Genomic DNA, 25,575 nt, shown 5'->3' on the forward strand with positions numbered 1-25,575 from the left:
CTCAGTCGTCGATGCCCAGCTCCTGGATCTTGCGGGTGATGGTGTTGCGGCCAATGCCCAACTTTTGGGCGGCCTCGATTCGGCGTCCCCTCGTGACCGCCAGCGCGGCCTGAATCAGGCTGGTTTCAAAGCGGCGGGTCAGCACATCCCACACATCGGTTCGGCCCGCGTTGAGCAAGGCCAGCGCTTCTTCTTCCAGACCCGACTCCCAGACTTTGGCCATGGGGTGCGACGCAGGCAGGCTGGCCACCGCGGCACCCAACTGAGGCACGACATCGGCCAACTCGGCTGTGTGGGCCGCAGGGGCACCCTCTGCGTCTGCTGGTGTCAAAGGCGCCCAAGCAGCCTGTGCAGCTTGCGCACCGGGGTGTGCCCCGGCTTCCAGCACTTCGGGCGGCAAGTCCTTGACTTCAATGACTTGCGCAGGGGCCATGACGGTCAGCCAGTGGCAAATGTTTTCCAGTTGGCGCACGTTGCCCGGAAACTGGAACTGGCTCAGGCGTTCCAGTGCGGCGTCGGCAATGCGCTTGGGCTCCACGCCCAATTGTTGTGCACTGCGCTGCAAAAAGTAGCGCGCCAGCATGGGCACGTCTTCGCGCCGCTCACGCAAGGCGGGCAGGCGCAGGCGGATCACGTTGAGGCGGTGGTACAAGTCTTCGCGGAACACGCCTTCCTTGACGCGCTGCTCCAGGTCCTGATGGGTGGCCGCGATCACGCGCACATTGGCTTTGACCGCGCTGTGCCCGCCCACCCGGTAGAAGTTGCCGTCCGACAAAACGCGCAGCAAGCGGGTTTGCAAATCAAAGGGCATGTCGCCGATTTCATCCAGAAACAGGGTGCCGCCATCGGCCTGCTCAAAACGCCCTCGGCGCGAGGCTTGTGCGCCCGTGAAGGCGCCACGCTCGTGACCAAAGAGTTCGCTCTCGAGCAGGTCTTTGGGGATGGCAGCGGTGTTGATGGCCACAAAGGGTTGGTTGGCACGCGGCGAGTGTTTGTGCAGCGCGTGCGCCACCAACTCTTTGCCGGAGCCCGACTCCCCCGTGATGAGCACGGTGACATGGCTTTGTGCCAGGCGGCCAATGCCGCGAAACACGTCTTGCATGGCCGGGGCTTGGCCCAGCATTTCGGGCGCATCGGTGACTTTTTCTTCGGCCACGTCCTCGCGCTGGCTCTCGCCCACAGCGCGGCGAATCAGCTCAACCGCTTTGGGCAAATCAAAGGGCTTGGGCAGGTATTCAAACGCGCCACTTTGAAAGGCCGACACGGCGCTGTCGAGGTCAGAGAACGCCGTCATGATGATGACGGGCAAACCCGGCATGCGTTGCTTGATGGCCGTCAGCAAATCCAAGCCCGAGCCGCCGGGCATGCGGATGTCGCTGACCAGCACCTGCGGGCCATCGCCGTCACCTTCTGCGTCCAGCGCCTTGAGCACCTCGCGCGGGTTGGTGAAGCTGCGGGTGGGCAAGCCTTCGCGCAAGAGTGCTTTTTCAAGCACAAAGCGAATGGATTGGTCATCGTCTACGATCCAGATCGGCTTCATCAACGTGGCACTTTCTGTGGTTCTCAAGGCAACGGAATCAAAATCTTGAAGTCCGTACGACCGGGCTCGCTGTCACATTCGATCATGCCGTGGTGTTGTTGCACAAAGGTTTGCGCCAATGTGAGCCCCAGGCCGGAGCCGCCTTCGCGCCCCGAAATCAACGGGTAGAAAATGCGGTCCTTGATCGAGTCTGGAACACCAGGCCCGTTGTCGATGACATGCAATTCCAATGCCAGGCGATAACGCTGCTTGCCAAACGTGACTTGTCTCAAGATGCGACTCTTGAGCGTGATCTGGCCATCGCCTTGCGCGATGCGCTCTTGCAGTGCTTGCGAGGCGTTGTGCGCGATGTTGAGCACCGCCTGAATGAGTTGCTCGCGGTCGCCCCGGAACTCGGGGATCGAGATGTCGTAATCGCGCACGACCTTGAGGCCCTTGGGAAACTCGGCCAGGATCAGCGTGCGCACGCGCTCGCACACTTCGTGGATGTTGACATCGCCCACCACATGCGGCCTGCGGTGCGGGGCCAGCAAGCGGTCTACCAGGGTTTGCAGGCGGTCGGCTTCGCGGATGATGACTTGCGTGTATTCGGTCAACTCCTTGTTGTCCAGCTCCAGCTCCAGCAACTGGGCCGAGCCACGGATACCGCCCAAGGGGTTTTTGATTTCGTGCGCCAGGTTACGGATCAGCTCCTTATTGGCCTGCGCTTGGTCGAGCAAGCGCTCTTCACGCTCTTGGCGGGTTTGTTGCTCGACGGGCAGCAACTCGACAATCACTTCGCCTTCCTGATCCGACGGTGCCACGATCACGTGCACGGGCAAGGGGTCTTCGTGGTGCAGGCGCCGCATTTGTGCTTCATAGCGCAGCGCCGCAAACTCGTTGGACTGCGCCCCCACCAAGGCGCTGATGAGCGGTTGGGGGTCAAGAAAATAATCGGGCATGTGGGTGTCAAACAGCGTGCGTCTGGACAAGCCCAAGGCGTCTTCCAGCGCCGCGTTGACAAAGCGCACACGGCCCTGCCCTTGCAACACCGCTACAGGTGTGGCCAACAAATCGAATGCCTGAAATCGGGAAACTGGCGCGGTCATGGTCTCACGTCTTTGCAAAAAAAAGGACGGCCAAGGCCGTCCTTTGTTTCTATTGCACGGGGATGTGCAATATGGCGCATACCGCTTACAGCGAGTAGTACATGTCGTATTCGACAGGCGACACTTCGACGCGGCTGCGGTTGACTTCTTGCATCTTCAAGTCGATGTAAGCGTCGATCCACGAGTCGGTGAACACGCCGCCTTTGGTCAAGAAGGCGCGGTCTGCGTTGAGGGCTTCCAGAGCTTGGTCCAGGCTGGAGCAAACGGTGGGGACCAACTTGTCTTCTTCTGGAGGCAGGTGGTACAGGTCTTTGGTCGCTGCTTCGCCGGGGTGGATCTTGTTTTCGATACCGTCCAAGCCAGCCATCAACAAGGCTGCGAAGCCGAGGTAAGGGTTGCACAATGGATCGGGGAAGCGGGCTTCCACACGGCGGCCCTTGTCGCTGGCGACGTTAGGGATGCGGATCGAAGCGGAGCGGTTCTTGGCCGAGTAAGCCAATTTCACAGGAGCTTCGTAGTGAGGAACCAAACGCTTGTAGCTGTTGGTGCCGGGGTTGGTGATCGCGTTCAGGGCACGGGCGTGCTTGATGATGCCGCCGATGTAGAACAAAGCGAATTCAGACAAACCAGCGTAGCCATTGCCTGCGAACAGGTTCTTGCCGTCTTTCCAGATGGACTGGTGAACGTGCATGCCGGAGCCGTTGTCGCCAGCGTAGGGCTTAGGCATGAAAGTGGCGGTTTTGCCGTAAGCGTTGGCCACGTTGTGGATCACGTACTTTTGCAGCAGTGTCCAGTCAGCGCGCTCGACCAGTGTGGAGAACTTGGTGCCGATTTCGCACTGACCTGCGCCCGCCACTTCGTGGTGGTGCACTTCGACCGGAATGCCCACGGATTCGAGGATCAGGGACATTTCGCTGCGCATGTCGTGCGTGCTGTCAACGGGAGGCACTGGGAAGTAGCCACCCTTGACACGGTTGCGGTGACCGCTGTTGCCGTTTTCCATCTTGGTGCCGCTGTTCCATGGGGCTTCAGCTTCGTCGATGGCGTAGAAGGTGTTGTTCGGCTCGGTGCTCCAGCGCACGTCGTCAAACAAGAAGAATTCTGGCTCGGGACCAAAGTAGGCGGTGTCGCCCATGCCCGATTGCTTGAGGTAAGTCTCAGCGCGCTTGGCGATGGAACGTGGGTCACGCTCGTAGGCCTTGCCGTCTGTGGGCTCGATCACGTCGCAGATCAGAACCAGGGTGACTTCTTCGAAGAAGGGGTCGATGATGGCGCTGCTTGGATCGGGGATCAACAGCATGTCGGAGGCTTCAATGCCTTTCCAGCCAGCAATGGAAGAGCCGTCAAACGCTTGACCGTCTTCGAACTTGCTTTCGTCGAACTGCGACACGGGCGCAGTGATGTGCTGCCATTTGCCACGGGTATCGGTGAAACGGAAGTCAACGAACTTGACTTCGTTCTCTTTCACCATCTTCATCACGTCTGCGACGGTCTTGGCCATCAAATTCTCCTGAATGGAAAGGGGTTAAAAAGCTTACGCTCGGGTATTGCAGTTTTTGTGCCAACTTGACTCAATAAACTGCGCCTGAACATCCCAAGATTGTGCCCTGAGGAGGCCCGATTGGCCGCCTGAGACGCAGAAAAAAAGAACACGTCGGGCAACTCACAGAGCGCCCCATCAGCTCGACACGGGATTTTCCGGTCATTGAACCCCATGCGCCCAAAGACGGGGCGAGTAGAGGTGCACCTTAATTGTGCAATTTTGCACCATTAAGGTGAATTTTACATCAACGCACCAATTCGGGGCCATATTCCAGATTGAAGGCCATCAGGCCCTGGCGCAAGTCCAAATAGGCCGACTCGGCGCTGCCGGGCTCACCTTTGACGCCCAGCTCAATGTGGCGACCCCATTGCGGGTGGTCCACGCTGGGCAAACTGAACACCTTGACACCGGGATGCCCCGACTCAATGGCCTCCATCAAAGGCGTCAACGTGGCTTCCATCGAGCCGAACACGATGACCGATTTTTCCAGCCATGCGTTTTGCTGGAAATGAGCGGCGTAGTGTGCGTCCAGCTCGGCTTCGATCATGGGCCAGGCCATGACCGGAAAGCCCGGCACAAAGTGCACCATGCCCCCGCCTGCGCCCTGACAACGGAAACCCGGAATCTTGTTGTACGGGTTACGGATGATGTTGGCCCCTTCGGGGAACACGCCCATGTTGAGGCGGTGCACGTTGTCGTCTCGCTCGGGCTCATAGGGCAGGCCCTGCTCTTTGGCGGTGTCTTGCATGCGCTCTTGAATGAGCCGCTTGGCTTCGGGGTGCAGCGCCAGCGGCACGCCCAGCGCCCGGCCAGCGCACTGGCGGGTGTGGTCGTCGGGGGTGGCCCCAATGCCGCCACAACTGAACACCACATCGCCCGATTCAAAAGCCCGCTTCAAGGTGGCGGTGATGCGCTCGGGCGAATCGCCCACGTACTCGGCCCAAGTCAGGGTCAGGCCGCGTGCAGACATCAACTCGATGACTTTGGGCATGTGCTTGTCCTGGCGTTTGCCGGACATGATTTCGTCACCGATGATGATCAGGCCAAATCTGGGGGTCATGGTCAAAGGGCTTTCTGCAAAGAATCAGTTCGCGCGCCGTGGTTCAACATCGGTCACATCAGCGGATGGGTCGTTGGGGTCCATGCCCAACTTGGCTGTGGCGTGGGGCGAAGGCGGTACGGCGGACAAAACTTCGTCCACCACGGCGTTCAAAGGCTCGGCACGCAGGGCCTGCAATGCAGCCAGCGCAAAGTGAGCGAACCACAGCGAAGAAAAGGCAAACACCAAGGTGTAAATCCAGATGGCCACCGGCACCAGAATCACAAAGGCGGCCGCAAACAAGGCCCCCGATGCCCACACCAGACTGGGCGCAGCGCCCATGAGGCCCGTGATCACACCCATGCCCAACAAGCTCATGCGGTGGCGGGCCATCAAAGTGTGCCGTTCGTCGGCGCTGGCAAACTCGGCCAGCACATCGAACGCCATGATGCGGTAGGTGAGCCAGCCCCAAATGAGCGCAGGCAGCAACATGGCCAAAGGCGGTACCAGCCACATGGGCAGCGTGAGCAACAAGGCCCCCAGCGCGAGCAGCAAAGACAAAAAGGTCCACCACAAACTGAACAGCAAACTGCCGCCGTGCTTGCGTTGCAGGCCCACAAAACGCCGATCGGCCACCAAGCGGGTGAGAGAAGGGGTCATCAAAAAAGACACCGCCAGCAAAGAGGCCACCACCACCAGCGGCGTGACCGAAAAAATCACCATCAAGGGCGCGACCACGGTCTTGAGGTCAGGCAAGCCAATGCCCTCCAACCAGCGCCACACCACTGTGAGCCAACTGGAGGCATCCAGCCAGGCCCGCACGCCTGTGACGGCGGTGTCCCAGTACAAATAGCCCAGCAACCAGGACAGGGCCACGATCAGCACCAGCGGCAAAACCGACAAGCCGATCACCCGGGGGTACAGGCAATACATGGCTGAACGCCAGAAGGAATCGATCAAGAGTTTCATGGGTACAAGCTTAGCAGTTGCGCAAGAAGCGCCAGTGCTGTGCGGATGTCAGGCCCGGCTCACCAGACGCAGCAAGCCACGCCATTGCTGCGCCCAAAATCCGCGCCCATAGTCACGGCCCTGCTCCACCTGATCGCGCACGCCGGTCGGATCGAACTTGAGCTGGAAGTCCGCTGTGCCAAACAGCATGTCCCACCAGGGCAGCAGCACGCCGAAGTTGCAGCCGCCCAGGACTTTGCGGCCCTGCACTTCAGACTCATGCCCGATGCCGATGCTGTGGTGCCTGCGGTGAAAGCGCGGGCTGACCCACAGGCGCTCGCCGATGCGGCCAAACCAGATGTGCACATTGGCGTGCTGGAAGCTCTCGCTCAGCTGGCTGATGGCCACCAGCGCCACAAACTGCCCAGGCCCCACGCCAATGAGCACCGCCACGGTCGACAAAATCAGGCTGGTCACCACGTCGTCCAGCAGGTGGTTGCGGTTGTCTGTCCACATGCTCATCTGCTGCTGCGAATGGTGCAGCGAGTGCAAAGCCCACCAGGTGTTGGATTGGTGCTGCGCCCGATGAACCCAGTAGTTCACGAAGTCAAACACCACCAGGTACAGCACAAAACTGGGCAGCGCCAAGTCGGTCACGCCGGGCCACAGACCATCCAAGTGCAGCGTGGGCCAACCCATGCTGCGCAACACGCCCCAGCCTTGCTCAAAAGCGTAGTCGAGCGTGAAGAACATGCCCAGCTTGAACAGGCCCAAGCGGTGAATCAAGGTGTAGAGCACATCGACGCGCACGGCCCGGGCGTCGTGCTGCGACTCGGCGGGCCACAGGCGTTGCAGTGGCCCGATGACGACAAGCAACACGGCGATCTGCAGCAAACCCACCACCAGCCAGCCTGTGCCTTCGTAGGCTTTTTCCAGCAGATGGCCCTGCCCTGCGGCAAAGGCAATGGGCTGCACCAACGCTTCGTAAAGCGTTTGCTGAAGCCAAGCAAAACCGTCGAGCAAAAAGTCCATGCGCTTATTGTCGCGAATCGGGCAAAGCCGCAAGCTGCAAGGGGTGCTGGCCAATCCAGTCGCGGTAGGACGGGTGCTCGCGCAGCGTGGCAAAGCACAGGCCTTTGGCTTTGAGCCCTTGGATCAGGGGTTCCAGCACCGCAGGGGCCCACGGGTCTTGGCGTGACCAGATGCCCAAATGCGCCATCAGGATGTCGCCCGCGCGGATGTTGCGCAACGCTTTTTGCAAGAGTTGGGCGTTCGGGTAAGCGCCGCTGGGCAACTCGTCACCCAGAAAACCGGCATCGGCCCAAGCCACGTGGGCAAAGCCGCACTGCTTGGCCGCTGCCAGCAATCGCGCCGAGGTTTTACCCCCCGGCGCACGGAACAAGGGCAAGGGAGCCTGGCCCGTCACGTCCTGCAGCCTTTGGGCGGCTTGGCGCAAGTTGTCGCAATAATTTTGGGCGGTCCAGACCAAGTCTTGGCCTGCTTGTGCACCGGCGCTGGGACGGATGCGGAACTTCTGGTCCTTGGCATCGTTCAGGTCGGCACGCCAGTAGGCGTGGTCCCAGGTGTGCGAGGCAAAGGCGTGGCCTTCGGCTGCGCGGGCTTTCCACCACGGGGCCCAGTGCTGGCCCAAAGTGCCGTCGCCTTGTTGGGTTTTTTCCTGGGCGGCAAAAAAGGTGACCTTGACCTGCTGGCGTTGCAGCACTTGCGCAATCAGCGGGGCCACGCCCATGTGCCCGGTGTCAAAAGTCAGGTAAACCGCTTGTGTGCATGGGCGCTGTGGGCTTTGAGCCAAGACGGGCAGTGCCATGGCCGCCAGGGCCAGCACGCCGGTTTTCAGGGTGTCAGTTGCGGCCCGCATGGTCGAGTGTCCACACACCGTGCGGCGACTTGCCCACGCTCACCTGTCGCACAACCTTGCGGCTGGGGATGTCGATCACCGTGAGTTTTTTGGCCCAGCGCGAAGCGAGCAGCAAGGTTTTGCCGTCTTTGCTCACGTCCATGCAGTCGGGGCCCGAGGGTCCGGGAAACTCGGCCACCACCTGCATGCTGGTGTAGTCGATTTGGCTGACGGTGTTGGCCACACGGTTGCTCACGAGCACATGCTTGCGGTCACCCAATGCACGAAAAGCGTGGGCTCCCTTGCCTGTGGAAATGGTTTTGACCAAGCGTGGCGTTCCGCTGCCCACGTCATAAACCTCGACGCCTTCGCCCCCGGTCAAACCCACCAGCAGGGTTTTGTCATCGGGCGTGCCAAACACGTCGGCAGGCATGGTGCCCGTGGGCACACGGCTTTTCAGGGTTTGCGTGGCCAAGTCGATGGTGACCAGCTCATTGCTGTCTTGCATGCTGGCCCACAAGGTGGTGCTTTTGCTGTCGATCCACAAATGGCTGGGCGTTTTGCCTGTGGCAATGCGCTTGACCAGCGTGGGTTTGTGGCCATCCCAGCGGTAAATATCCACATGGTTGAGGCGGTTGGCCACCGTGACAAACCACTTCATATCGGGTGAAAAGCGCAATTGATAAGGATCCAGAATGCCAGTGACTGTGCGCTGAACTTCGGCTGTCCGTGGATCGATGAAGGTCAGCGAATCGCTGAGCGCATTGGCCACAATGACGGATTTTTCATCGGGCGTCATGTACAGGTGGTGCGGCTCTTTGCCGGTGGGGATGCGCTTTTTTTCGGTCCAGCTGACCGGATCGATCACGCTGACCGTGCCATCAAGGGAATTGAGTACAAAAACCGGGGCCGGAGCCGATGCAGGGGCTTGCGCCGAAACACCGAAAAACTGAAGACCGAATACGGCCACCGCCAAAAATCGAAGAACAGGAAGCAAGGAAATCACAAAAACGCTTTCAAAATCACATTCAAGTGTAATCGGAGCACCAAAGGAACCCAGATGCACATGAAGCCCCCTACGAAAATCAACCTGCAAGGCGTCGCCTTGGAGGTCATGAAGATTCCCGCCGCCGTCAACAGCACCTGGCCCACCTTGGTTTTTTTGCATGAAGGCCTGGGCAGCGTGGCCATGTGGCGCGACTGGCCCGCGCAAATTTGCGAGCGGCTGGGCTGCGCGGGCTTGGTTTATTCACGCCGGGGCTACGGCCAATCGGACGCCTTGCCCGATGTGCGTGGCCCGTCCAGCGCATTGAACGGGAAGCGCATGGGGCGTCTGCTGCCCGATTACATGCACCACGAAGCGCTGGTGGTGTTGCCCAGCTTGCTGCAGGCCTTGGGCATTTCACGCCCCGTGTTGCTGGGCCATTCAGACGGCGGCACCATCGCCCTGCTCCATGCCAGCCGCTTTGAGGTAGCCGGCTGTGTGGTGATGGCGCCGCACGTCATGGTCGAAGACATCTCGGTGCAAGCCATCACGGCGGCCCGCAGCGCCTACGAAAACGGACCCCTGCGCCAGCGTCTGGCCCCCTACCACGCTGATGTGGACTGTGCCTTTTGGCAATGGAACGATGTGTGGCTGAGCGAGGCCTTCCGCACGTTTGACATCCGGCCTGAGCTGACCGGAATTTCAGCGCCCTTGCTCGCCATTCAGGGGGACGCCGACCCCTACGGCACGATGGCGCAGATCGATGACATTGCCGTGGCTGTGCCACAAGCCAAGCTGCTCAAACTGCCCGGCTGCGGGCACTCACCCCAACGAGATCAACCCGAAGCGGTGGGACAAGCGTTGCAGGCATTCATGAGCAGTCTGTAAGACCTGCCCCTCAAGCTCAGGGCTTGAGCAAAGCCAGGTCGGCATCGGTCAACCAACGCCACTGGCCGGGGGCCAAATCATCCAAGACCAAGCCACCGATTTGTGAGCGGTGCAGGGCCTCCACCCGGTTGCCCACGGCGGCCAGCATGCGCTTGACCTGGTGGTATTTGCCTTCGGTCAGGGTCAACCTCAAGTGCAACTCGCCCAATGCCTCGCAGGCGGCGGCCTTGACGGGTTTGGGGTCGTCGTCCAGCACCACGCCACTGAGCAACTTGTCCACCATGTCGGGCGTGATGGGGTGCTTGGTGGTCACTTCATAAACTTTGGGCACATGGTGTTTGGGCGAACTCATCTTGTGGATGAACTTGCCGTCGTCGGTCAGCAGCAGCAAACCCGTGGTGTCCTGGTCCAGTCGACCCACCGCCTGCACCCCCTGCACCGCCGCTTTTTGCGGACGCTGGCGCAAGGGTGCCGGCAGCAGTGTGTAAATGCTCGGCCAGGTCGATGGCTTTTGCGAACACTCGGTGCCTGCAGGCTTGTTCAGCAGCACGTAGGCGTGTTCCTTGAACGGCCATTCGGTGCCTTGCACGTTGAAGTGCAGGTCTTCGAGTTCGAAAAACTCACCCGAATCGGTGATGGTTTCGCCCTTGACTTGCACATAGCCTTGCTGGACCAGCCCGGCACACACCCGGCGGGTGCCAAAGCCCTGACTGAACAAGATGTCTTCCAGGCGCATGGGTTTGAGAGATTTGGCTTTCATGGGGCATGATTGTCGCCTCGAAACCCGCCCGCCCAAGCAGGCGTCCACCGCCCTTGCATCGAGCCTTGCAGGAGACCCATGGGCCATGAGCACCGACCTTGACACCTTGAGCCGCATGACCGCCGCGCTTGACGCCTGCACGCGAGGCGAATTGCGCCAAAACGACATGATCCAACTGTGGCGTCACGGCGCAGCGACGCTGCCCTTGCCCGAGAAGTTCGGCGTGGTGCTGGCCGACTTGCTCGACCGCATCGAGGCCAGCGCCCTGTTCAGCGGCGAAAGCTGCTCTTTCAGTCAACAAGGCTTGTTTGACAACCTGCAACTGTGGGCAGGCAAGGCACGGGACAAACTGACCACGCCCTGAGCGTTTTGCGGCACAGCGCGCGGGGTACGCCGCTGCAGCAACCCCAGCAACGACAACGGGCCCCGAAGGGCCCGTTGTGTTGTGCAAAGCGGCTGAATTACTTCAAAGCCTTGAAACGCACGCGCTTGGGCTTGGCGCCCTCTTCGCCCAGACGCTTTTTCTTGTCGGCTTCGTATTCCTGGTAGTTGCCGTCAAAGAACACCCACTGACTGTCGCCTTCGGCGGCCAGGATGTGGGTGGCAATACGGTCCAGGAACCAGCGGTCGTGGCTGATGACCATGACCGAACCGGCAAACTCCAGCAGCGCGTCTTCCAGCGCACGCAAGGTTTCCACGTCCAAGTCGTTCGAGGGTTCGTCCAGCAGCAGCACGTTGCCGCCTTCGATCAGCGTTTTGGCCAAGTGCAAACGTCCGCGCTCACCGCCCGACAGCATGCCGACCTTCTTTTGCTGGTCGCCCCCGTTGAAGTTGAAGCGGCCGCAATACGCACGGCTGGCCATCTGGAACTTGCCCACGTTGATGATGTCGAGGCCGCCCGAGACGTCTTCCCACACGGTTTTGTTGTTGTCCAGGTCGTCGCGGTTCTGGTCCACAAAGGCCATCTTCACGGTCTGGCCGATCTTGACTTCACCGCTGTCGGGCTGCTCGCGGCCCGAGATCAGCTTGAACAGGGTCGACTTACCGGCACCGTTGGGGCCGATGATGCCGACGATGGCGCCCGCAGGCACCTTGAAGCTCAGGTTGTCGATCAGCATGCGGTCGCCAAAGGACTTGCTGACGTTCGTGAACTCGAACACTTCATTGCCCAGACGCTCGGCCACAGGAATGAAAATTTCCTGGGTTTCGTTGCGCTGCTGGTATTCGTAGTCGCTCAGTTCTTCAAAGCGGGCCAGACGGGCCTTGCTCTTGGCCTGACGGCCCTTGGGGTTGGCGCGGGCCCACTCCAGTTCCTTCTTCATGGCCTTGGTGCGGGCGTCTTCGGTGCGCTGCTCCTGCTCCAGACGGGCTTCTTTTTGCTCTAGCCAAGTGGAGTAGTTGCCCTTGTAGGGGATGCCGTGACCACGGTCGAGTTCCAAAATCCACTCGGCAGCGTTGTCCAGGAAGTAGCGGTCGTGGGTGATGGCCACCACGGTGCCCGAGAAACGCGACAGGAACTGCTCCAGCCAGTCCACCGATTCGGCGTCCAAGTGGTTGGTGGGTTCGTCGAGCAGCAGCATGTCGGGGCGCGAGAGCAGCAAGCGGCACAGCGCCACACGGCGTTTTTCACCGCCCGACAGGTTGCCGATCACGGCGTCCCATGGGGGCAGGCGCAGCGCGTCGGCGGCGATTTCGAGTTGGTGGTCAGAAGCATCGCCTGCAGTGGCAATGATCGCTTCGAGTTGGGCCTGCTCAGCAGCCAGCGCGTCAAAGTCGGCGTCTTCTTCGGCATAGGCGGCATACACCTCTTCCAAGCGGGTTTGCGCGGCTTTGATCTCGCCCATGCCATTTTCAACCGACTGACGCACGGTTTCGGTGGGGTCGAGCTGAGGCTCTTGTGGCAGGTAGCCGATCTTCAGGCCCGCCATGGGGATGGCTTCGCCTTCGATCTCTTTGTCGATGCCGGCCATGATCTTGAGCAAAGTGGACTTGCCCGAGCCGTTGGTGCCCAGCACGCCGATCTTGGCACCGGGGAAGAAAGACAAGGAAATGTCTTTGAGAATCTGACGTTTGGGCGGCACGATCTTGCCGACCCGGTTCATCGAAAATACGTATTGAGCCATGTATCACCCTGAATAAAAGTAGGCAGAGACCTTGCACCCCAAGGGTGCCCGCTCTGCGCCGCAAGCCTGCTGATGGAATCAGGCGCGGCGTGTGCAACCCGGCATTATCCCAGCTTGTCGGACCGGGCCGGCAAAAATCAAACCGAACGCTCGCTCAAAGCGCCCGAACGGCTGGAAAACTGCACCCGGCTGTCCATCGCCTCCAGTTGCACCCGGGCGCTGCGCTGGCCATAGACCTCTGCACGCAGCCAAGCGCACTCGGCGTCCAGCAAAGCGTCAGAGCCCAAACTGCACCACCAAACCCGGCCTTCGCCGTCCCAACGGTAGCCGCGTGCCTTGAGCTTGTCTTTGGCTTCAAACGGTGCCCCTGTGGCACGCAACTTGTAGCGCGTCTGATCGGCCCCGGTCAGCAACCGTGCCAGCCCGCTTTGCCCATCGGCCAGCGGCGAAGCCAACACCTGCAAGAGCGCATGGCAGTCCACCTGCGCCCGGTGGGCGTCATAAAACCAGCCGCGCTCCGACGCCAAAAACTCCAGCTTGGCCGAGCCGCTGCCTTCTTTTTTCCAGTCGATGCCCTGAAACGAACAGCCCCAAGCCTTGCCCGCAAACACAGGCCAACGCGCCTCGACAAACGGCCGGTCAAACCCGGCGTTGTGCGCCACGACCAAATCGGCCTCTTGCACCAAGGCGTTCACGGCCGCGTCGTCGATGCGTTGGCCCTGCACCATGCTGTCGTCAATGCCGGTGATCTCGGTGATCTGCGCGGGAATCGGCTTACCCGGGTCTTCAAACGATTCGTAAATCGACACGGGCCCCACCGGCAAACCGGTGGCGGCATCCACCAGCACCGACAACATGGCCAGCTCGATGACTTTTTCGCTCTTGCTGTCCAGCCCGGTGGTCTCGGTGTCGAGCACGATCACGCGCTGGGTGGCCTGGCCCTGCAACCCGCCATAGTCCGTGACCGGCTGCAAACGGCGCAACACCCGAAAGTCGGGGTGTTGCGCCAGCACTTGGGCCATGGCCTCGGGGTCGCTGGCCTGCGCCACCAAGGGCGCAGCCACAGGCGCCACCGCAACGGCCTCGGCAGGCATCACCGCCGTGGATGGAGGGCTGGCAAGCTTTGAAGCTTTGGCGGGTTTGGCCGGTTTTTCGGCCGCTTCGGGCTCGAAGCCGAAAAAACTCATCTGGTCTGTTTTGCTCATAAGCCGAGATTAAACCGCGACTTCAGGGTCCGCAGACCCAGGATCAAACAAGAATGAGGCAGATGCCAAAGCGCAGGTTTCAGTCGAGCTTGATGCCCAAGTCCACCGCCAACTTGATCCACACGGGCACTTCGCCTTCCCAGTCTTTGCGGGTGCCAGCCAGGTTTTTGGGCTTGTTGGGGATGGCGAAGGTCTCGCGCAATTTGGCCGCTTTGTCGGTGTTGGACCAGGCCACGGCTTCATCGGCCAGGAGTTTGAGCACGGCTTCGGGTGTGCCAGACGGAGCCACCAGGGGCAAGCCACCTTCCAACGTGACGAGCTTGGCGGTGTCGCCTTGCTCCATGAGGGTGGGCACGTTGGGCAGTTTGGGGGAGCGGTAGCTGCCGGTCACGCCGATGGCACGCACGCCTCGGCTGGCCACGGCATTGAAGGCCAGGAAGCTGCCCACGGCAATTTGCGATTGGCCCGAAGCCACATCGAGCCACATGGGAGCTTCGCCCCGGTAATGCACCGACTGGATTTTGGTGCCGTGGATGCGGTTGGTTTGGTCGGCCACCATGTGCGGGTAAGAACCCGGCGCGTAAGTGCCCATCGAGGTCGGGTTTTTCTTGGCCCAGGCCACAAATTCGGCCATGTTGGTGGCCGGAATTTTGTCGTTGATGCCCACCACCAACGGCCCCGAAGGGAACACGGTGACCGGGGTCAGGTCTTTGTCGAGGTTGTAAGGCAGCTTGGAATACAGAATGCGGTTTTGCCAGAAGGTGCCTGAGGTGCTCATGACCAAGGTGTAACCATCGGCTGGCGATTTGGCCGCTGCGTCAATGCCGATGATGGCGCCAGCACCGGGCTTGTTGTCGATGACCACCGGCACACCCAGCTTGGCGGCGAGGTGGTCGCCGTAGCTGCGGGCCAAGGCGTCGGTCAGGCCGCCGGGCGGGAAAGCCACAATGATCCGGATGGGTTTGGCAGGCCACTTGGTTTGTGCCCAGACGCTGACCAGAGGGCTGCTGCTGGCCACGGTGGTGGCGGCCACTGCGGCAGTTTGAAGAAAGGAGCGACGGTCAGAAAAGCGTTTCATGGTCATGCGTGTGAGCGGTTTGTAGATGCCACGCAGTCTAGGGCTGCCATGTCTTTTGGGGCATTGGGGTTTGAACCCATGGGCTGACCTGTGCGGGACATCCGCAGGGCTTTTTCTGCTTTGTGCGACAATGCGTCTCGCTGAGGCCTCCAGTTGCCCCAGCATCAGCACTTCTGCTGGGGCCTGACCCAGGCAACGCTCAAAACAAGCGCCTGCGGTTTCCATGCCCACCTTAAGACCTATCGGCCCACACTGGTAACTGCCAACAGCAGTTGAATGAGCCGATACCCGCGCCGGACATGGCGCTCTGAAAAAATGAACTTTGAAGAATTGAACCTGGCTCCGGCCATCATGCAAGCGGTGCGTGAACTCGGCTACGAGAACCCCACGCCCATTCAGGCACAAGCCATCCCCGCCGTCCTGGCTGGGCAAGACTTGCTGGCTGGTGCACAAACCGGCACGGGCAAAACCGCCGCCTTCACCTTGCCTTTGCTGCACAAGCTGAGCCTGAGCGAAGCGGGCCAAAACCGTTTTGGCGGCAAAGCCATCCGCGCTTTGGTGCTCACCCCCACCCGCGAATTGGCCGCTCAGGTCGAAGAGTCGGTGCGCGATTACGGCAAATACCTCAAGCTCGACTCCACCGTGATCTTTGGTGGCGTGGGCATGAACCCGCAAATCAGCAAAATCAAAAAAGGCGTGGACATTCTGGTGGCCACGCCCGGCCGTCTGCTCGACTTGCAAGGCCAAGGCTTCCTGGACTTGTCCAGCATCGAAATTTTGGTGCTCGACGAAGCCGACCGCATGCTGGACATGGGCTTCATCCACGACGTGAAAAAAGTGCTGGCCTTGGTGCCCAAAGAAAAGCAGAGCTTGCTGTTCTCGGCCACCTTCAGCGACGAGATCCGCGAATTGGCGGGCAACCTGCTCAAGAATCCTCAGAGCATCCAGGTCACGCCCAGCAACACCACAGTGCAGCGCATCACGCAAGTGATCCACCCTGTGGGCCGCAGCAAGAAAAAAGACGTACTGCTGCACATCATCCAGAAACACGACTGGAGCCAAGTGCTGGTGTTCACCCGCACCAAGTTTGGCGCCAACAATGTGGCCGACTTCTTGACCAAAAATGGCGTCAAAGCCATGGCCCTGCACGGCAACAAGAGCCAAACCGCCCGCACACAAGCCTTGGCCGGCTTCAAGAGCGGCGAGATCCGCGCTTTGGTGGCCACCGACATTGCGGCACGCGGCATCGACATCGAAGACTTGCCACACGTCGTGAACTTTGAGATCCCGAACGTGTCGGAAGACTATGTGCACCGCATTGGCCGCACAGGACGCGCGGGTGCCAGCGGCGAGGCCGTGAGCCTGGTCTGTTTGGACGAAGAAGGCTTCATGATGGACATCGAGCGCTTCACCAAGCAAGAGATTCCAGTCCAATTGCTCGAAGGCTTTGGCCCCGAGCCAGGCGAAGTGGCCGAGCCCATCGCCATGGGTCGCCAGACCCTGTGGGGCGGTGCAGGCAAGCCGCCGAGCCGTGATGTGATGGCAGCAGCTGCCAAAGCCGCACGCCAGGACATGATGCAACGCATCCGTGACAACAAAGTCGCCGTCGGTGGCGGTGGCGGTGGCGGTGGTGGTGGTCCACGCCAAGCACGCGGCGAAGGTCAAGGCCCTGCCCGTCCATCGCGCAATGGCCCTCCTCCGTCACGCCGCAATGGCCCGCAGGGCGCACCGCGCTTTGAAGGCCAGGGCGATGGTCGCCGTGAAGGTGGCAACCGTGACGGCGGTCGCGGTCAAGAGCAACGCGGCGACCCGCGTTTTGACAACCGCGGTGATGGCCAAGGCCGTCCCGCACCGCGTGGTCCACGCCCAGAGGGCCGTGGTCCAGGCCGTGGTGGTCAAGGCGGTCAAGACCGCCGCCGCAACGATGGCGATGAATTGCCACGCCACATCGACCCTTTGAAGACCACACAGTTTGCGCGCTTGGACTTGCCCAACCGCAAGCCCGTGCGCACCAGCGGTCAACCTGACCCGACCCGCACCAGCATCGACAGCTTGGCCAGCGGCGGTCGCCGCCATGGCGGCGGCGGTGGCGGTGGTGGTTACGGCGGTGGCAACCGTGGCGGTAACGGCGGTGGTGGCCGAGGCTTCGGTCGCTGAACCCCACTGACGCACAAGGACAAGAGCCCGCACATGCGGGCTCTTTTTTTGTCTGCGCGAGTCTCAGTCGCGCACGAACAGGGTCACCAGTGGATCGGGGCCGACCTGTCGGCTCCAGTGCCCGTGCACAGCAGCGTCAAACGTGGCGCCTTCGGGCAAGGTGTCGGCCGAATAGAAAAACGCACCTGGCCCAAAGATGCGCGAGCTGCCGTCTTGCAAAAAGATCTCCATCTGCCCACCCAGCACAAACAGCCATTGCGGGTTGCTTGAGCAATGAAACGTGCTGCGAAAACCCACAGGGCTCTGGCGCAACTGGCAACCGGTTGCGGCCATCAGAGCGGACAACTGGCTTTGGGGCGTGCCTTCGGTCAAGGGCACAAACTCATCGCGAAAGCGTGCTCGGCCATCGGTGTCGGTGAAGAGAATGACTTTTTTCAGCTGCGTCATGGCCATGTGTCTCGCAAAAAAGAAGAATGCCCGATTGTCGCTGAGCTGTCGCAGGTGCCCAAAACCGCACGTCGCTTCTGGCATAGTGACGCGCAGATCAAACCAAACACACCAACACAACCGATTCGAGACAACATGACCATCGCCTCCATGAAAATCGTTTTCCACGGCCAGAACGCCGCCAATTTTCGCCAAGGCTTTGAACAGCTCGTCGCACCTGAGCACCAAATCCTCGACCTGAGCGATGCGCTCGACCAAGCGGGTGAGCGTGCGCATTACGAAACCGCCGACGTGGTGATCGGCATCAAACTGAACGACAGCATGCCTGTCCCGAGCCAAGCCCGGCTGTTTCACGCCCCTGCCGCAGGCACCGATGCGGTCAACACCACCTTGCTGCCAGCGCAGTGCACGCTGGCCAATTGCTTTGGCCACGAAAACGCCATCGCCGAATACGTGATCGCCGCACTGCTCATGCGCCATGTGCCGCTGGCACGCGCCGACCAGGACTTGCGCCGACAACGCTGGACTTACTGGGCTGGTCGCCCCACCGCCTTGCGCACCGAGCTGGGCTCCCAAACGATTGGCCTGCTGGGATTTGGGCACATTGCCCAAACCGTGGCACTGCGCGCCAAAGCCATGGGCATGCGGGTGCATGTGGCCAACCGCAGCCCCATTCAACACCCCACCGTTGACCAAAGCTGGACCCTCGACGCCCTGCACGAGTTCATGGGCTCGGCCGACGCCGTGGTGGTGAGCTTGCCGCTGACCGACAACACACAAGGCCTGGTGGATGCGCGCGCGATCGCCGCCATGCGAGCCGATGCGGTGCTGATGAACGTGGGGCGTGGTGCTGTGATCGAAGAAAAAGCGCTCTACGATGCGTTGGCTTCACGCCAAATTGGCGGCGCGGTCATCGACACCTGGTACCAATACCCCACACCCACGCAAGCCGAATGCGCACCATCGCAATACGACTTTGCGGCGCTGGACAACGTGCTGATGACACCGCACATGTCGGGCTGGACGTCTGGCACTGTGCGACGCCGTCAAGAAACATTGGCCGAAAACATCGGCCGTCTGAGCCGAGGTGAAGCACTGATCAACGTGTTGCACGGGCCGCGCTGAACACACATTCGCGAGCAGGGGCTCACTCGCACAGCATCAAGTGCTTTGACGCTGGACGATTTCAAAGCTCAGGTCAAGCTGAGGGCTGCTCGGCTCCTCGCCTCGCATGAGCGTCAGCAGCATTTGCGCTGCGGCCTCCCCAATCCGGGCGCGTGGCGTGCGCACCGAGGTCAGCGTGGGCAGCATCTGGTCACTGCCCGTTAAATCGTTGAAACCGGCAATGGCCACTTGGCTTGGCACCGCGATGCCGAGGCGCAAAGCGGCCATCAAAGCCCCTTGTGCCAAGTCGTCATTGCAAAAAAATATGGCATCCACAGAGGGGCTTTGCTGCATGATTTGCTCAAACAAAACACCGCCCAAAGCCAAAGACGATGGCGCAGGGTTGAGCCATTCGAGTGTCGGCTCGTACAGTCCGGCCTCTTGCAAGGCATTGCGCCAGCCATACAGACGCTGCATGACACGCGGGTCGAGTTGGGCGGCAGCGAACGCAATGCGCCGGTAACCCTTGGACAACAAGTGACGGGTCATGGCCGCACCCGCGTCGGTCTGGCGAAAGCCCACGCAATGGGCCTCGTCGTGTTGCCCGATTGCAGGCAAATCCATCAAGTGAACACAAGGCACCTGGCTGCTCGCCATCAACTTGCGGGTCGCCGGGTTATGGTCCAGCCCCGTGACCAACAAACCAGCCGGGCGGTGCAGCAATTGCTCACGCAGCAACTGCTCTTCTTCGCTGGCGTCGTAATGGGTCACGCCCATCAGGGTTTGGTACCCCGCAGCGCGCAAGGTGGTTTGCGCGGCATCCAGCAAGTCCACAAACAAGGCGTTGGACAGCAGTGGAATCAATATCGCCACGTGGTCACTGCGCTGCGAAGCCAGCGCCCGTGCAGCCGGATCTGGCACATAACCCAGCATGCGCGACACCGCTGTGACCCGCTCGATCAAGGCGGGATCCACCGCCCGTTCGCCACGCAAGGCACGCGACACGGTGCTGGGGCTAACGCCTGCGGCACGCGCCACGTCACTGAGCGTGACGCGACCCGTTGCACGGTGACTTTTGTTGGGCAAAGGCTGGATGGGCAAGGGTTAATCCGTAGAAAAATGGCCAATCGGCTCCGATAGGATAGCGCTATCCCAAAGTTGGGAACCAAGATGGTTCACTTGAAGGGTATTTTATAAATACGTTTTCATAATGACACCATCCGTGATTCTGTTTTTTTTAGCCCTCTTGGACAGCGCTATCCAAGAATACCCGTTCCAGGAGTTTTGATTTGTCCAAACCCGATGTCTTGGCCGTTGCCAAACTCCACCCTTTCTATCTGAAAGCCTTGGAGTCGGTTTACACCGTGCACGACCGCACCCACATCACCGACCCGGCGGCATTTGCCGCCTTGGCCCCCCGCATCGTGGGCGTGGCGGGCACGGGCGAGGCCAGCGTGCCGCGCAGCTTGCTGGCGCAAGTAAGCAACGCCAAAGTAGTGTCGGTGTTTGGTGTGGGCTATGACGGTGTGGATGTGGCCGCGGCCATCGAGCACGGCATTCCTGTCACCCACACCCCCGATGTGCTGACCGACGATGTGGCCGATCTGGCCATGGGCCTGGTGCTGTCGGTGGGCCGCACCATTCCCCAAGCGGACAAATTTGTGCGCGCAGGCCAATGGCCCTCAGGCCCCATGGCATTGGGCCGCAAAGTCTCAGGTGCCCGTCTGGGCATTGTGGGCTTGGGCCGCATTGGCAAGGCCATTGCCCAGCGCGCCAGCGGCTTTGGCATGTCGATCGCCTACACCGCCCGCTCCGAAAAAGCCGATTCGGGTTTCAAGTTCTTTCCATCGGCAGCCGAGTTGGCTGCGAATGTGGATTTTCTGGTGGTCATCACGCCCGGCGGCGCGGGCACCAAGCACCTGATCAACGCCGAGGTGCTCAAGGCGCTGGGCGCTCGTGGCTTTTTGATCAATGTGGCGCGTGGCAGTGTGGTCGATGAAGAGGCGCTGATCGCCGCCTTGCAAAGCGGCACCATCGCAGGCGCAGGCCTGGACGTGTTCGCCAACGAGCCCAACGTGCCCGAAGCGCTGTGGACACTGAGCAACGTGGTGCTGACGCCGCACATGGCCAGCGCCACCACCGAGACACGCCAAGCCATGGCCGACCTGGCTTTTGCCAACATGCAGGCGGGCACATCAGGTCAGCCCCTGCGCACGCCCGTGCCCGAGTGCGCGGCCTTGCTGAAGTGACAGCTTGCGAGCCCTCATGAACCCCTCGCCTTTGAGCCTCATCGTCATGGGTGTGTCCGGTTGCGGCAAGTCGACCATGGCTGCAGCGCTGGGCGAACGCCTGGGTTTGGACATGGTCGATGGCGATGACCTGCACCTGCCAGAGAGCGTGGCCAAAATGCGTTCAGGCATCGCCTTGCAAGACGCCGACCGTTGGCCCTGGCTGGACCGCATTGGCGAATACCTGTCGCAGCCTCATGCGCAAGGCCGCGTGGTGGCTTGCTCGGCGCTCAAGCGTGCTTACCGCGACCGCATCCGCGAACAAGCAGGCGATGTGTGTTTTGTCTTCCTCGACGGTGACTTTGAGCTGATTCAAAAACGCATGCACCAGCGCGTGGGCCACTACATGCAGCCCGGCTTGCTCGACAGCCAGTTTCGCACCCTCGAAAAACCCCAGGCTGATGAAACCGATGTCATCTGCTTGCCCATCACCGAACCGGTGCAGGACATGGTCGCGAAGGCGTTGGCTGCCTTGCAGGCAAGAACGTCTTCGCCTCTGCACCCTGCCCTCTGATTTTTTAGAAAGCTCCCTCATGTTCATCCGCTGTGCATTCTTCCAAGGCAACGTCAAACCCGGTATGGAAGACGCGTTCAACCGCTACATCCGCGAAAAACTCGTCCCTTTGTGGACACGCTTTCCCGGCGCGCAAGAGGTGCGCGTGCTGCGCCAAGTCGAGAGTGATGTGGCAGACCCGCACTTTGGCATGGTGCTGTCGGTGCGCTACCCCAGCCGCGAATCCATCGAAATCGCTTTGGCCTCGGCCGTGCGTATGGAAAGCCGCGAAGTATCCAAAGACCTGATCGCCATGTTCGATGGCAACGTGTTTCACACCGTCTTCAGCGCGGACGAATACGCGCTGCCCACCGATTGAGTTTTTTCGACAGACCTTTTTTAACCAGGAGACAACACCATGAAACTTTCCCGCATCCTTCTCGCCTGCCTCGTGGCTGCCGTCGGCTCCAGCGCTTACGCCGCCAAGTTCAACCTGAAAATGGGCCACGCGGTGAACACCACCGATGGCCAGCACGCCGCCGCCATGAAGCTGGCCGAGCTGGTCAAACAACGCACCAACGGCGATGTCGAAATCACCATCTTCCCGGCCAACCAGCTGGGCAATGACGCCGCCATGATCAACGGCACACGCGGCGGCACGATCGACATCGTCTCCAGCGGTGCGTCCAACTTCAACGGCATCGTGCCCAACACGGCCGCGATGGAATTGCCCTTTGTGTTTCGCAGTGCGCAGCACGCCTACAACGTGCTCGACGGTGCTGTGGGCACGGGCGTGCTCAACGAGTTGGCCCCACACGGCCTCAAAGGCCTGGCCTATTGGGAAAACGGCTGGCGCGCCTTCACCAACAACAAGCGCCCTGTCAACAAGCCTGACGATCTGAAGGGCTTGAAGATCCGTTCCACCCCCAACCCGTACCACATCCAAGCTTTCAAGCTGCTGGGCATGAACCCCTCGCCCATGCCGATTGCAGAGCTGTACACCGCCTTGGAAACCGGCACCTTTGACGCGCAAGAGCACCCGATCAACGTGACCTGGTCGTCCAAGTTCTACGAAGTGCAAAAACACCTGACGGTGAGCAACCACGTTTATTCGCCCCTGGTGGTGGCCATGAACAAGGCCAAGTTCGACACGCTGCCAGCCAACTACCAAAAAATCGTAGTGGATGCCGCGCGTGAAGCGGCCACCCACCAGCGCAATCTGAACGCGGCCAATGCGGGCAAGGTGATTGCCGAGCTGAAAAAGTCCGGCATGCAAGTGATCGAGAACGTGGACATGGCCCCGTTCCAGAAGATCGTTTCGGCCGAAATCGCCAAGACCTTTGGTGAGAAAAACGGCCCCGCACTGCTCAAGGCCATCGAAGACACCAAGTGATGGCTTGAGTGAGATCACGCCCCCTCTTCGGAGGGGGCTTTTTTTGATGAATGTATGAAAAAAATCAACGACCTTTTCTTTCGACTGGCGGAGTTCACGCTGGTCATCATGTTGTCGACCATGGTCATCATGGTGTTCGGTAACGTGGTTTTGCGCTACGGCTTCAACGACGGCATCATCAGTTCGGAAGAGTTGTCGCGATTTTTGTTCATCTGGATCACCTTCCTGGGCGCCATCGTCACGATGCGTGAAAACGGCCATCTGGGCCTGGACTCGATCGTGCGCAAACTCAGTCTGAGCGGTAAAAAAATAGCTTTTGCCGTGTCCAACGTGCTGATGCTCGGTTGCTGCGCACTGATGTTTTACGGCACCCTCAAACAATACAGCATCAACGCCAGCACGCGCTCGGCCGTGACCGAAATCCCCATGAGCTGGGTGTACGGCGTCGGCTACATCACCAGCGTGGCCATGGGCTTGATGATCATCGGCAAGCTGGTTCAGCTGGCCAAAGGCAACTTCAACGAGGCCGACCTGATCCAGGTTCAGGACTCTGAAGAAGTCGTCACAGCGCACACCGGCGAGGCCACCAAATGACCGTTCTTGTTTTCATCGTTTCCTTGCTGGGTGCCATGGCACTGGGCATGCCTCTGGCTTTTTCCCTGATCGTTTCAGGTGTGGCCCTGATGCTGCATCTGGACAACTTCGACACCCAAATCGTGTCGCAAAACCTGATCAATGGTGCCGACAACTTTCCGCTGATGGCCGTGCCCTTTTTCATGCTGGCGGGTGAACTGATGAACGCAGGCGGCATGAGCCGACGCATTGTCAATTCGGCCATGGTCTGGGTCGGTCACTTTCGCGGCGGCTTGGGCTATGTGGCGGTCTTTGCCGCCATCGTCATGGCCAGTTTGTCCGGCTCGGCTGTGGCCGACACCGCGGCGCTGGCGGCGGTGCTGATGCCCATGATGCGCGATGCGGGTTACCGCATGGACCGCTCTGCGGGTCTGATTGCAGCGGGCGGCATCATCGCGCCCGTGATTCCCCCCTCTATTGGTTTCATTTTGTTTGGTGTGATCGGCGGCGTGTCGATTTCCAAGCTCTTCATGGCCGGCATCTTCCCCGGCATTTTGATGGGACTGGCTTTGATCGTGACCTGGTGGGTCGTTGCACGCAAAGACAAAGTGGTGGTGGCTGAAAAGGTGCCGTTCAAAAAACGCATCACCGTGACCATCAACGCGTTCTGGTCTTATCTGCTGGCCATCACCATCATCGGTGGCATGAAGATGGGCATCTTCACGCCCACCGAGGCGGCCGTGGTGGCGGTGGTGTATTCACTGGTGGTGGGCTTGTTCATTTACCGCGAGATCAAGGTGAAAGACCTCTACGGGATCATTTTGGCGGCAGCCAAAACCTCTTCGGTAGTGATGTTCCTGGTGGCTGCGGCTTTGGTGTCGGCTTGGCTCATCACGGTGGCCAATATTCCGGCCCAAATCGTTGAAATCCTGCGCCCCTTCATCGACAACCAGACTTTGCTGATGGTCATGCTGATGCTGCTGGTGATGATCGTGGGCACGGCCCTCGACTTCGCGCCCACCGTGCTGATCCTCACGCCCGTGCTGATGCCCCTGGTGCGCGAAGCGGGCATTGACCCGGTTTACTTTGGCGTGTTGTTCATCATCAACAACGCCATCGGTTTGCTGACCCCGCCCGTGGGCACGGTGCTCAACGTGGTCTGCGGTGTGGGCCGCATCCCGATGCACGACGTCATCCGTGGCGTCATGCCTTTCCTGTTGTCCCAGGTGGTGGTCATGGGCGCGCTGATTGCGTTCCCAAGCCTGGTGATGATGCCCCTCAAATGGTTGCTGATGAAATGAACGTCCTCGACACTTTCCAACTCACGGGCCGCCGCGCCCTGATCACAGGCTCATCGGCAGGCATTGGCCTGGCTTTGGCCGAGGCGTTGGCGCAAGCGGGAGCCCATGTCATCCTGAATGGCCGCACGGCCAGCAAAGTGGATGCCGCCGCGCTGACACTGAAGTCGCAAGGCCTGTCCGTCAGCACCTCGGTGTTCGACGTGACCGATGCCGAGAGCGTGCGCGCAGCCGTGGAAAAAATCGAAACCGAAGGCCCGATTGACATCCTGATCAACAACGCAGGCATGCAGATTCGCGGTCCGCTGCACGAGTACCAGGACAGCGACTGGCACACCATCATGAAAACCAACCTGGACAGCGTGTATTTCGTGGGCCAGGCGGTGGCCAAAAAAATGATCCCGCGTGGGCGCGGCAAGATCATCAACATCTGCTCGGTGCAAAGCGAGCTGGGCCGCCCCGGCATTGCGCCCTACACCGCCACCAAAGGCGCGGTGAAGATGCTCACCAAAGGCATGGCGATCGACTGGGGCCAGTTCGGCATCAACGTCAACGGCATTGGCCCGGGCTACTTCAAGACCGAACTGAACCAGAAACTGGTGGACGACCCCACTTTCAGCAGCTGGCTGGTTGGCCGCACGCCCAGCCGCCGCTGGGGCGATGTTCAAGACCTGGGTGGTGCTGCGGTCTTTTTGGCCTCGGACGCTTCACGCTTTGTGAACGGCCATATCCTGTATGTCGATGGTGGCGTGACTGCCACGCTCTGA

The 25,575-nt window shown here is 60.5% G+C and carries 25 protein-coding genes; 11 read left to right on the plus strand and 14 right to left on the minus strand.

The features are described 5' to 3' along the window. Position 1: 1 nt before the first annotated feature. The 8 genes from ntrC to B9Z37_RS02515 all read right to left on the minus strand — a co-directional run bounded on the left by ntrC (position 2) and on the right by B9Z37_RS02515 (position 8,992). Positions 2–1,540 (minus strand): nitrogen regulation protein NR(I), encoded by a 1,539-nt coding sequence (gene ntrC / locus B9Z37_RS02480; RefSeq protein ID WP_108311446.1) that lies wholly within the window; start codon positions 1,538–1,540, stop codon positions 2–4. A gap of 23 nt (positions 1,541–1,563) precedes the next feature. Then, complete coding sequence (gene glnL, locus B9Z37_RS02485) at positions 1,564–2,628, minus strand: nitrogen regulation protein NR(II) (RefSeq protein ID WP_108311447.1); 1,065 nt, start codon at positions 2,626–2,628, stop codon at positions 1,564–1,566. 85 nt (positions 2,629–2,713) lie between these two features. After that, positions 2,714–4,129, minus strand: a complete 1,416-nt coding sequence (gene glnA, locus B9Z37_RS02490; protein ID WP_108311448.1) for a type I glutamate--ammonia ligase — start codon at positions 4,127–4,129, stop codon at positions 2,714–2,716. 286 nt (positions 4,130–4,415) lie between these two features. Beyond that, the gene (locus B9Z37_RS02495) at positions 4,416–5,231 is read right to left on the minus strand and encodes a competence/damage-inducible protein A (RefSeq protein WP_108311449.1); all 816 of its coding nucleotides are present in this window, start codon (positions 5,229–5,231) and stop codon (positions 4,416–4,418) included. A 24-nt stretch (positions 5,232–5,255) separates the two neighbouring features. Continuing rightward, positions 5,256–6,179 (minus strand): EI24 domain-containing protein, encoded by a 924-nt coding sequence (locus B9Z37_RS02500; protein WP_108311450.1) that lies wholly within the window; start codon positions 6,177–6,179, stop codon positions 5,256–5,258. Positions 6,180–6,227: 48 nt separating this feature from the next. Next, on the minus strand, positions 6,228–7,190 hold the full coding sequence (locus B9Z37_RS02505) for a sterol desaturase family protein (RefSeq protein ID WP_108311451.1): 963 nt from the start codon (positions 7,188–7,190) through the stop codon (positions 6,228–6,230). 4 nt (positions 7,191–7,194) lie between these two features. After that, a complete protein-coding gene (locus B9Z37_RS02510) occupies positions 7,195–7,986 on the minus strand; it encodes a polysaccharide deacetylase family protein (protein WP_240606620.1) in 792 nt (263 codons plus the stop codon). A 34-nt stretch (positions 7,987–8,020) separates the two neighbouring features. Beyond that, positions 8,021–8,992, minus strand: a complete 972-nt coding sequence (locus B9Z37_RS02515) for a YVTN family beta-propeller repeat protein (protein ID WP_407067217.1) — start codon at positions 8,990–8,992, stop codon at positions 8,021–8,023. Positions 8,993–9,082: 90 nt separating this feature from the next. On the opposite strand from B9Z37_RS02515, the gene B9Z37_RS02520 reads away from it, so the two are divergent. After that, the gene (locus B9Z37_RS02520) at positions 9,083–9,889 is read left to right on the plus strand and encodes an alpha/beta fold hydrolase (protein WP_240606594.1); all 807 of its coding nucleotides are present in this window, start codon (positions 9,083–9,085) and stop codon (positions 9,887–9,889) included. Positions 9,890–9,905: 16 nt separating this feature from the next. Here the strand turns inward: B9Z37_RS02520 and B9Z37_RS02525 are convergent, their stop codons facing one another. Continuing rightward, a complete protein-coding gene (locus tag B9Z37_RS02525) occupies positions 9,906–10,625 on the minus strand; it encodes a pseudouridine synthase (protein WP_108311866.1) in 720 nt (239 codons plus the stop codon). Between the two features lie 109 nt (positions 10,626–10,734). On the opposite strand from B9Z37_RS02525, the gene B9Z37_RS02530 reads away from it, so the two are divergent. Beyond that, a complete protein-coding gene (locus B9Z37_RS02530; RefSeq protein WP_108311867.1) occupies positions 10,735–11,013 on the plus strand; it encodes a hypothetical protein in 279 nt (92 codons plus the stop codon). A gap of 97 nt (positions 11,014–11,110) precedes the next feature. On the opposite strand, the gene ettA is transcribed toward B9Z37_RS02530, so the two are convergent. The 3 genes from ettA to B9Z37_RS02545 form a co-directional block, all read right to left on the minus strand. Next, positions 11,111–12,772: an energy-dependent translational throttle protein EttA gene (gene ettA, locus B9Z37_RS02535; RefSeq protein ID WP_108311454.1), complete on the minus strand. Its 1,662-nt coding sequence runs from the start codon at positions 12,770–12,772 to the stop codon at positions 11,111–11,113. Positions 12,773–12,909: 137 nt separating this feature from the next. Continuing rightward, positions 12,910–13,977 carry a 3'-5' exonuclease gene (locus B9Z37_RS02540; RefSeq protein ID WP_240606595.1) on the minus strand — a complete coding sequence of 356 codons (1,068 nt, stop codon included), beginning with the start codon at positions 13,975–13,977 and terminating at the stop codon, positions 12,910–12,912. Positions 13,978–14,056: 79 nt separating this feature from the next. After that, positions 14,057–15,055 carry a Bug family tripartite tricarboxylate transporter substrate binding protein gene (locus tag B9Z37_RS02545; protein ID WP_240606596.1) on the minus strand — a complete coding sequence of 333 codons (999 nt, stop codon included), beginning with the start codon at positions 15,053–15,055 and terminating at the stop codon, positions 14,057–14,059. Positions 15,056–15,370: 315 nt separating this feature from the next. On the opposite strand from B9Z37_RS02545, the gene B9Z37_RS02550 reads away from it, so the two are divergent. After that, positions 15,371–17,212 (plus strand): DEAD/DEAH box helicase, encoded by a 1,842-nt coding sequence (locus B9Z37_RS02550; RefSeq protein WP_108311455.1) that lies wholly within the window; start codon positions 15,371–15,373, stop codon positions 17,210–17,212. A 63-nt stretch (positions 17,213–17,275) separates the two neighbouring features. On the opposite strand, the gene B9Z37_RS02555 is transcribed toward B9Z37_RS02550, so the two are convergent. Beyond that, positions 17,276–17,659, minus strand: coding sequence for a cupin domain-containing protein (locus B9Z37_RS02555; RefSeq protein ID WP_108311870.1), 384 nt, complete (start codon positions 17,657–17,659; stop codon positions 17,276–17,278). Between the two features lie 135 nt (positions 17,660–17,794). On the opposite strand from B9Z37_RS02555, the gene B9Z37_RS02560 reads away from it, so the two are divergent. Next, positions 17,795–18,784, plus strand: coding sequence for a 2-hydroxyacid dehydrogenase (locus tag B9Z37_RS02560; RefSeq protein ID WP_167394299.1), 990 nt, complete (start codon positions 17,795–17,797; stop codon positions 18,782–18,784). Between the two features lie 36 nt (positions 18,785–18,820). Here the strand turns inward: B9Z37_RS02560 and gntR are convergent, their stop codons facing one another. Further along, positions 18,821–19,864 carry an HTH-type transcriptional regulator GntR gene (gene gntR, locus B9Z37_RS02565; protein WP_407067212.1) on the minus strand — a complete coding sequence of 348 codons (1,044 nt, stop codon included), beginning with the start codon at positions 19,862–19,864 and terminating at the stop codon, positions 18,821–18,823. 188 nt (positions 19,865–20,052) lie between these two features. Between gntR and B9Z37_RS02570 the strand changes: the two genes are divergently transcribed. The 7 genes from B9Z37_RS02570 to B9Z37_RS02600 are packed head-to-tail and all read left to right on the plus strand — an operon-like array spanning position 20,053 to position 25,575. Continuing rightward, positions 20,053–21,012 carry a 2-hydroxyacid dehydrogenase gene (locus tag B9Z37_RS02570; RefSeq protein WP_108311456.1) on the plus strand — a complete coding sequence of 320 codons (960 nt, stop codon included), beginning with the start codon at positions 20,053–20,055 and terminating at the stop codon, positions 21,010–21,012. 16 nt (positions 21,013–21,028) lie between these two features. Continuing rightward, the gene (locus B9Z37_RS02575) at positions 21,029–21,565 is read left to right on the plus strand and encodes a gluconokinase (RefSeq protein ID WP_108311457.1); all 537 of its coding nucleotides are present in this window, start codon (positions 21,029–21,031) and stop codon (positions 21,563–21,565) included. A 19-nt stretch (positions 21,566–21,584) separates the two neighbouring features. Next, on the plus strand, positions 21,585–21,923 hold the full coding sequence (locus B9Z37_RS02580) for a hypothetical protein (protein ID WP_108311458.1): 339 nt from the start codon (positions 21,585–21,587) through the stop codon (positions 21,921–21,923). A gap of 39 nt (positions 21,924–21,962) precedes the next feature. Beyond that, complete coding sequence (locus B9Z37_RS02585; protein ID WP_108311459.1) at positions 21,963–22,937, plus strand: TRAP transporter substrate-binding protein; 975 nt, start codon at positions 21,963–21,965, stop codon at positions 22,935–22,937. 54 nt (positions 22,938–22,991) lie between these two features. Next, positions 22,992–23,531: a TRAP transporter small permease gene (locus B9Z37_RS02590; protein ID WP_108311460.1), complete on the plus strand. Its 540-nt coding sequence runs from the start codon at positions 22,992–22,994 to the stop codon at positions 23,529–23,531. After that, complete coding sequence (locus B9Z37_RS02595) at positions 23,528–24,811, plus strand: TRAP transporter large permease subunit (protein WP_108311461.1); 1,284 nt, start codon at positions 23,528–23,530, stop codon at positions 24,809–24,811. The genes B9Z37_RS02590 and B9Z37_RS02595 overlap by 4 nt, the downstream gene beginning before the upstream one ends. Beyond that, positions 24,793–25,575: an SDR family oxidoreductase gene (locus B9Z37_RS02600; protein WP_108311462.1), complete on the plus strand. Its 783-nt coding sequence runs from the start codon at positions 24,793–24,795 to the stop codon at positions 25,573–25,575. The genes B9Z37_RS02595 and B9Z37_RS02600 overlap by 19 nt, the downstream gene beginning before the upstream one ends.

This window comes from Limnohabitans parvus II-B4 (assembly GCF_003063455.1).
In the GTDB taxonomy this organism is placed as follows: Bacteria; Pseudomonadota; Gammaproteobacteria; order Burkholderiales; family Burkholderiaceae_C; genus Limnohabitans_A; species Limnohabitans_A parvus.

Coding starts and splice junctions, on each gene's coding strand:
- ntrC (WP_108311446.1), bottom strand. CDS start 1,540: ATGAAGCCGATCTGGATCGTAGACGATGACCAATCCATTCGCTTTGTG.
- glnL (WP_108311447.1), bottom strand. CDS start 2,628: ATGACCGCGCCAGTTTCCCGATTTCAGGCATTCGATTTGTTGGCCACA.
- glnA (WP_108311448.1), bottom strand. CDS start 4,129: ATGGCCAAGACCGTCGCAGACGTGATGAAGATGGTGAAAGAGAACGAA.
- B9Z37_RS02495 (WP_108311449.1), bottom strand. CDS start 5,231: ATGACCCCCAGATTTGGCCTGATCATCATCGGTGACGAAATCATGTCC.
- B9Z37_RS02500 (WP_108311450.1), bottom strand. CDS start 6,179: ATGAAACTCTTGATCGATTCCTTCTGGCGTTCAGCCATGTATTGCCTG.
- B9Z37_RS02505 (WP_108311451.1), bottom strand. CDS start 7,190: ATGGACTTTTTGCTCGACGGTTTTGCTTGGCTTCAGCAAACGCTTTAC.
- B9Z37_RS02510 (WP_240606620.1), bottom strand. CDS start 7,986: ATGGCACTGCCCGTCTTGGCTCAAAGCCCACAGCGCCCATGCACACAA.
- B9Z37_RS02520 (WP_240606594.1), top strand. CDS start 9,083: ATGAAGCCCCCTACGAAAATCAACCTGCAAGGCGTCGCCTTGGAGGTC.
- B9Z37_RS02525 (WP_108311866.1), bottom strand. CDS start 10,625: ATGCGCCTGGAAGACATCTTGTTCAGTCAGGGCTTTGGCACCCGCCGG.
- B9Z37_RS02530 (WP_108311867.1), top strand. CDS start 10,735: ATGAGCACCGACCTTGACACCTTGAGCCGCATGACCGCCGCGCTTGAC.
- ettA (WP_108311454.1), bottom strand. CDS start 12,772: ATGGCTCAATACGTATTTTCGATGAACCGGGTCGGCAAGATCGTGCCG.
- B9Z37_RS02540 (WP_240606595.1), bottom strand. CDS start 13,977: ATGAGCAAAACAGACCAGATGAGTTTTTTCGGCTTCGAGCCCGAAGCG.
- B9Z37_RS02545 (WP_240606596.1), bottom strand. CDS start 15,055: ATGAAACGCTTTTCTGACCGTCGCTCCTTTCTTCAAACTGCCGCAGTG.
- B9Z37_RS02550 (WP_108311455.1), top strand. CDS start 15,371: ATGAACTTTGAAGAATTGAACCTGGCTCCGGCCATCATGCAAGCGGTG.
- B9Z37_RS02555 (WP_108311870.1), bottom strand. CDS start 17,659: ATGACGCAGCTGAAAAAAGTCATTCTCTTCACCGACACCGATGGCCGA.
- B9Z37_RS02560 (WP_167394299.1), top strand. CDS start 17,795: ATGACCATCGCCTCCATGAAAATCGTTTTCCACGGCCAGAACGCCGCC.
- B9Z37_RS02575 (WP_108311457.1), top strand. CDS start 21,029: ATGAACCCCTCGCCTTTGAGCCTCATCGTCATGGGTGTGTCCGGTTGC.
- B9Z37_RS02580 (WP_108311458.1), top strand. CDS start 21,585: ATGTTCATCCGCTGTGCATTCTTCCAAGGCAACGTCAAACCCGGTATG.
- B9Z37_RS02585 (WP_108311459.1), top strand. CDS start 21,963: ATGAAACTTTCCCGCATCCTTCTCGCCTGCCTCGTGGCTGCCGTCGGC.
- B9Z37_RS02590 (WP_108311460.1), top strand. CDS start 22,992: ATGAAAAAAATCAACGACCTTTTCTTTCGACTGGCGGAGTTCACGCTG.
- B9Z37_RS02595 (WP_108311461.1), top strand. CDS start 23,528: ATGACCGTTCTTGTTTTCATCGTTTCCTTGCTGGGTGCCATGGCACTG.
- B9Z37_RS02600 (WP_108311462.1), top strand. CDS start 24,793: ATGGTTGCTGATGAAATGAACGTCCTCGACACTTTCCAACTCACGGGC.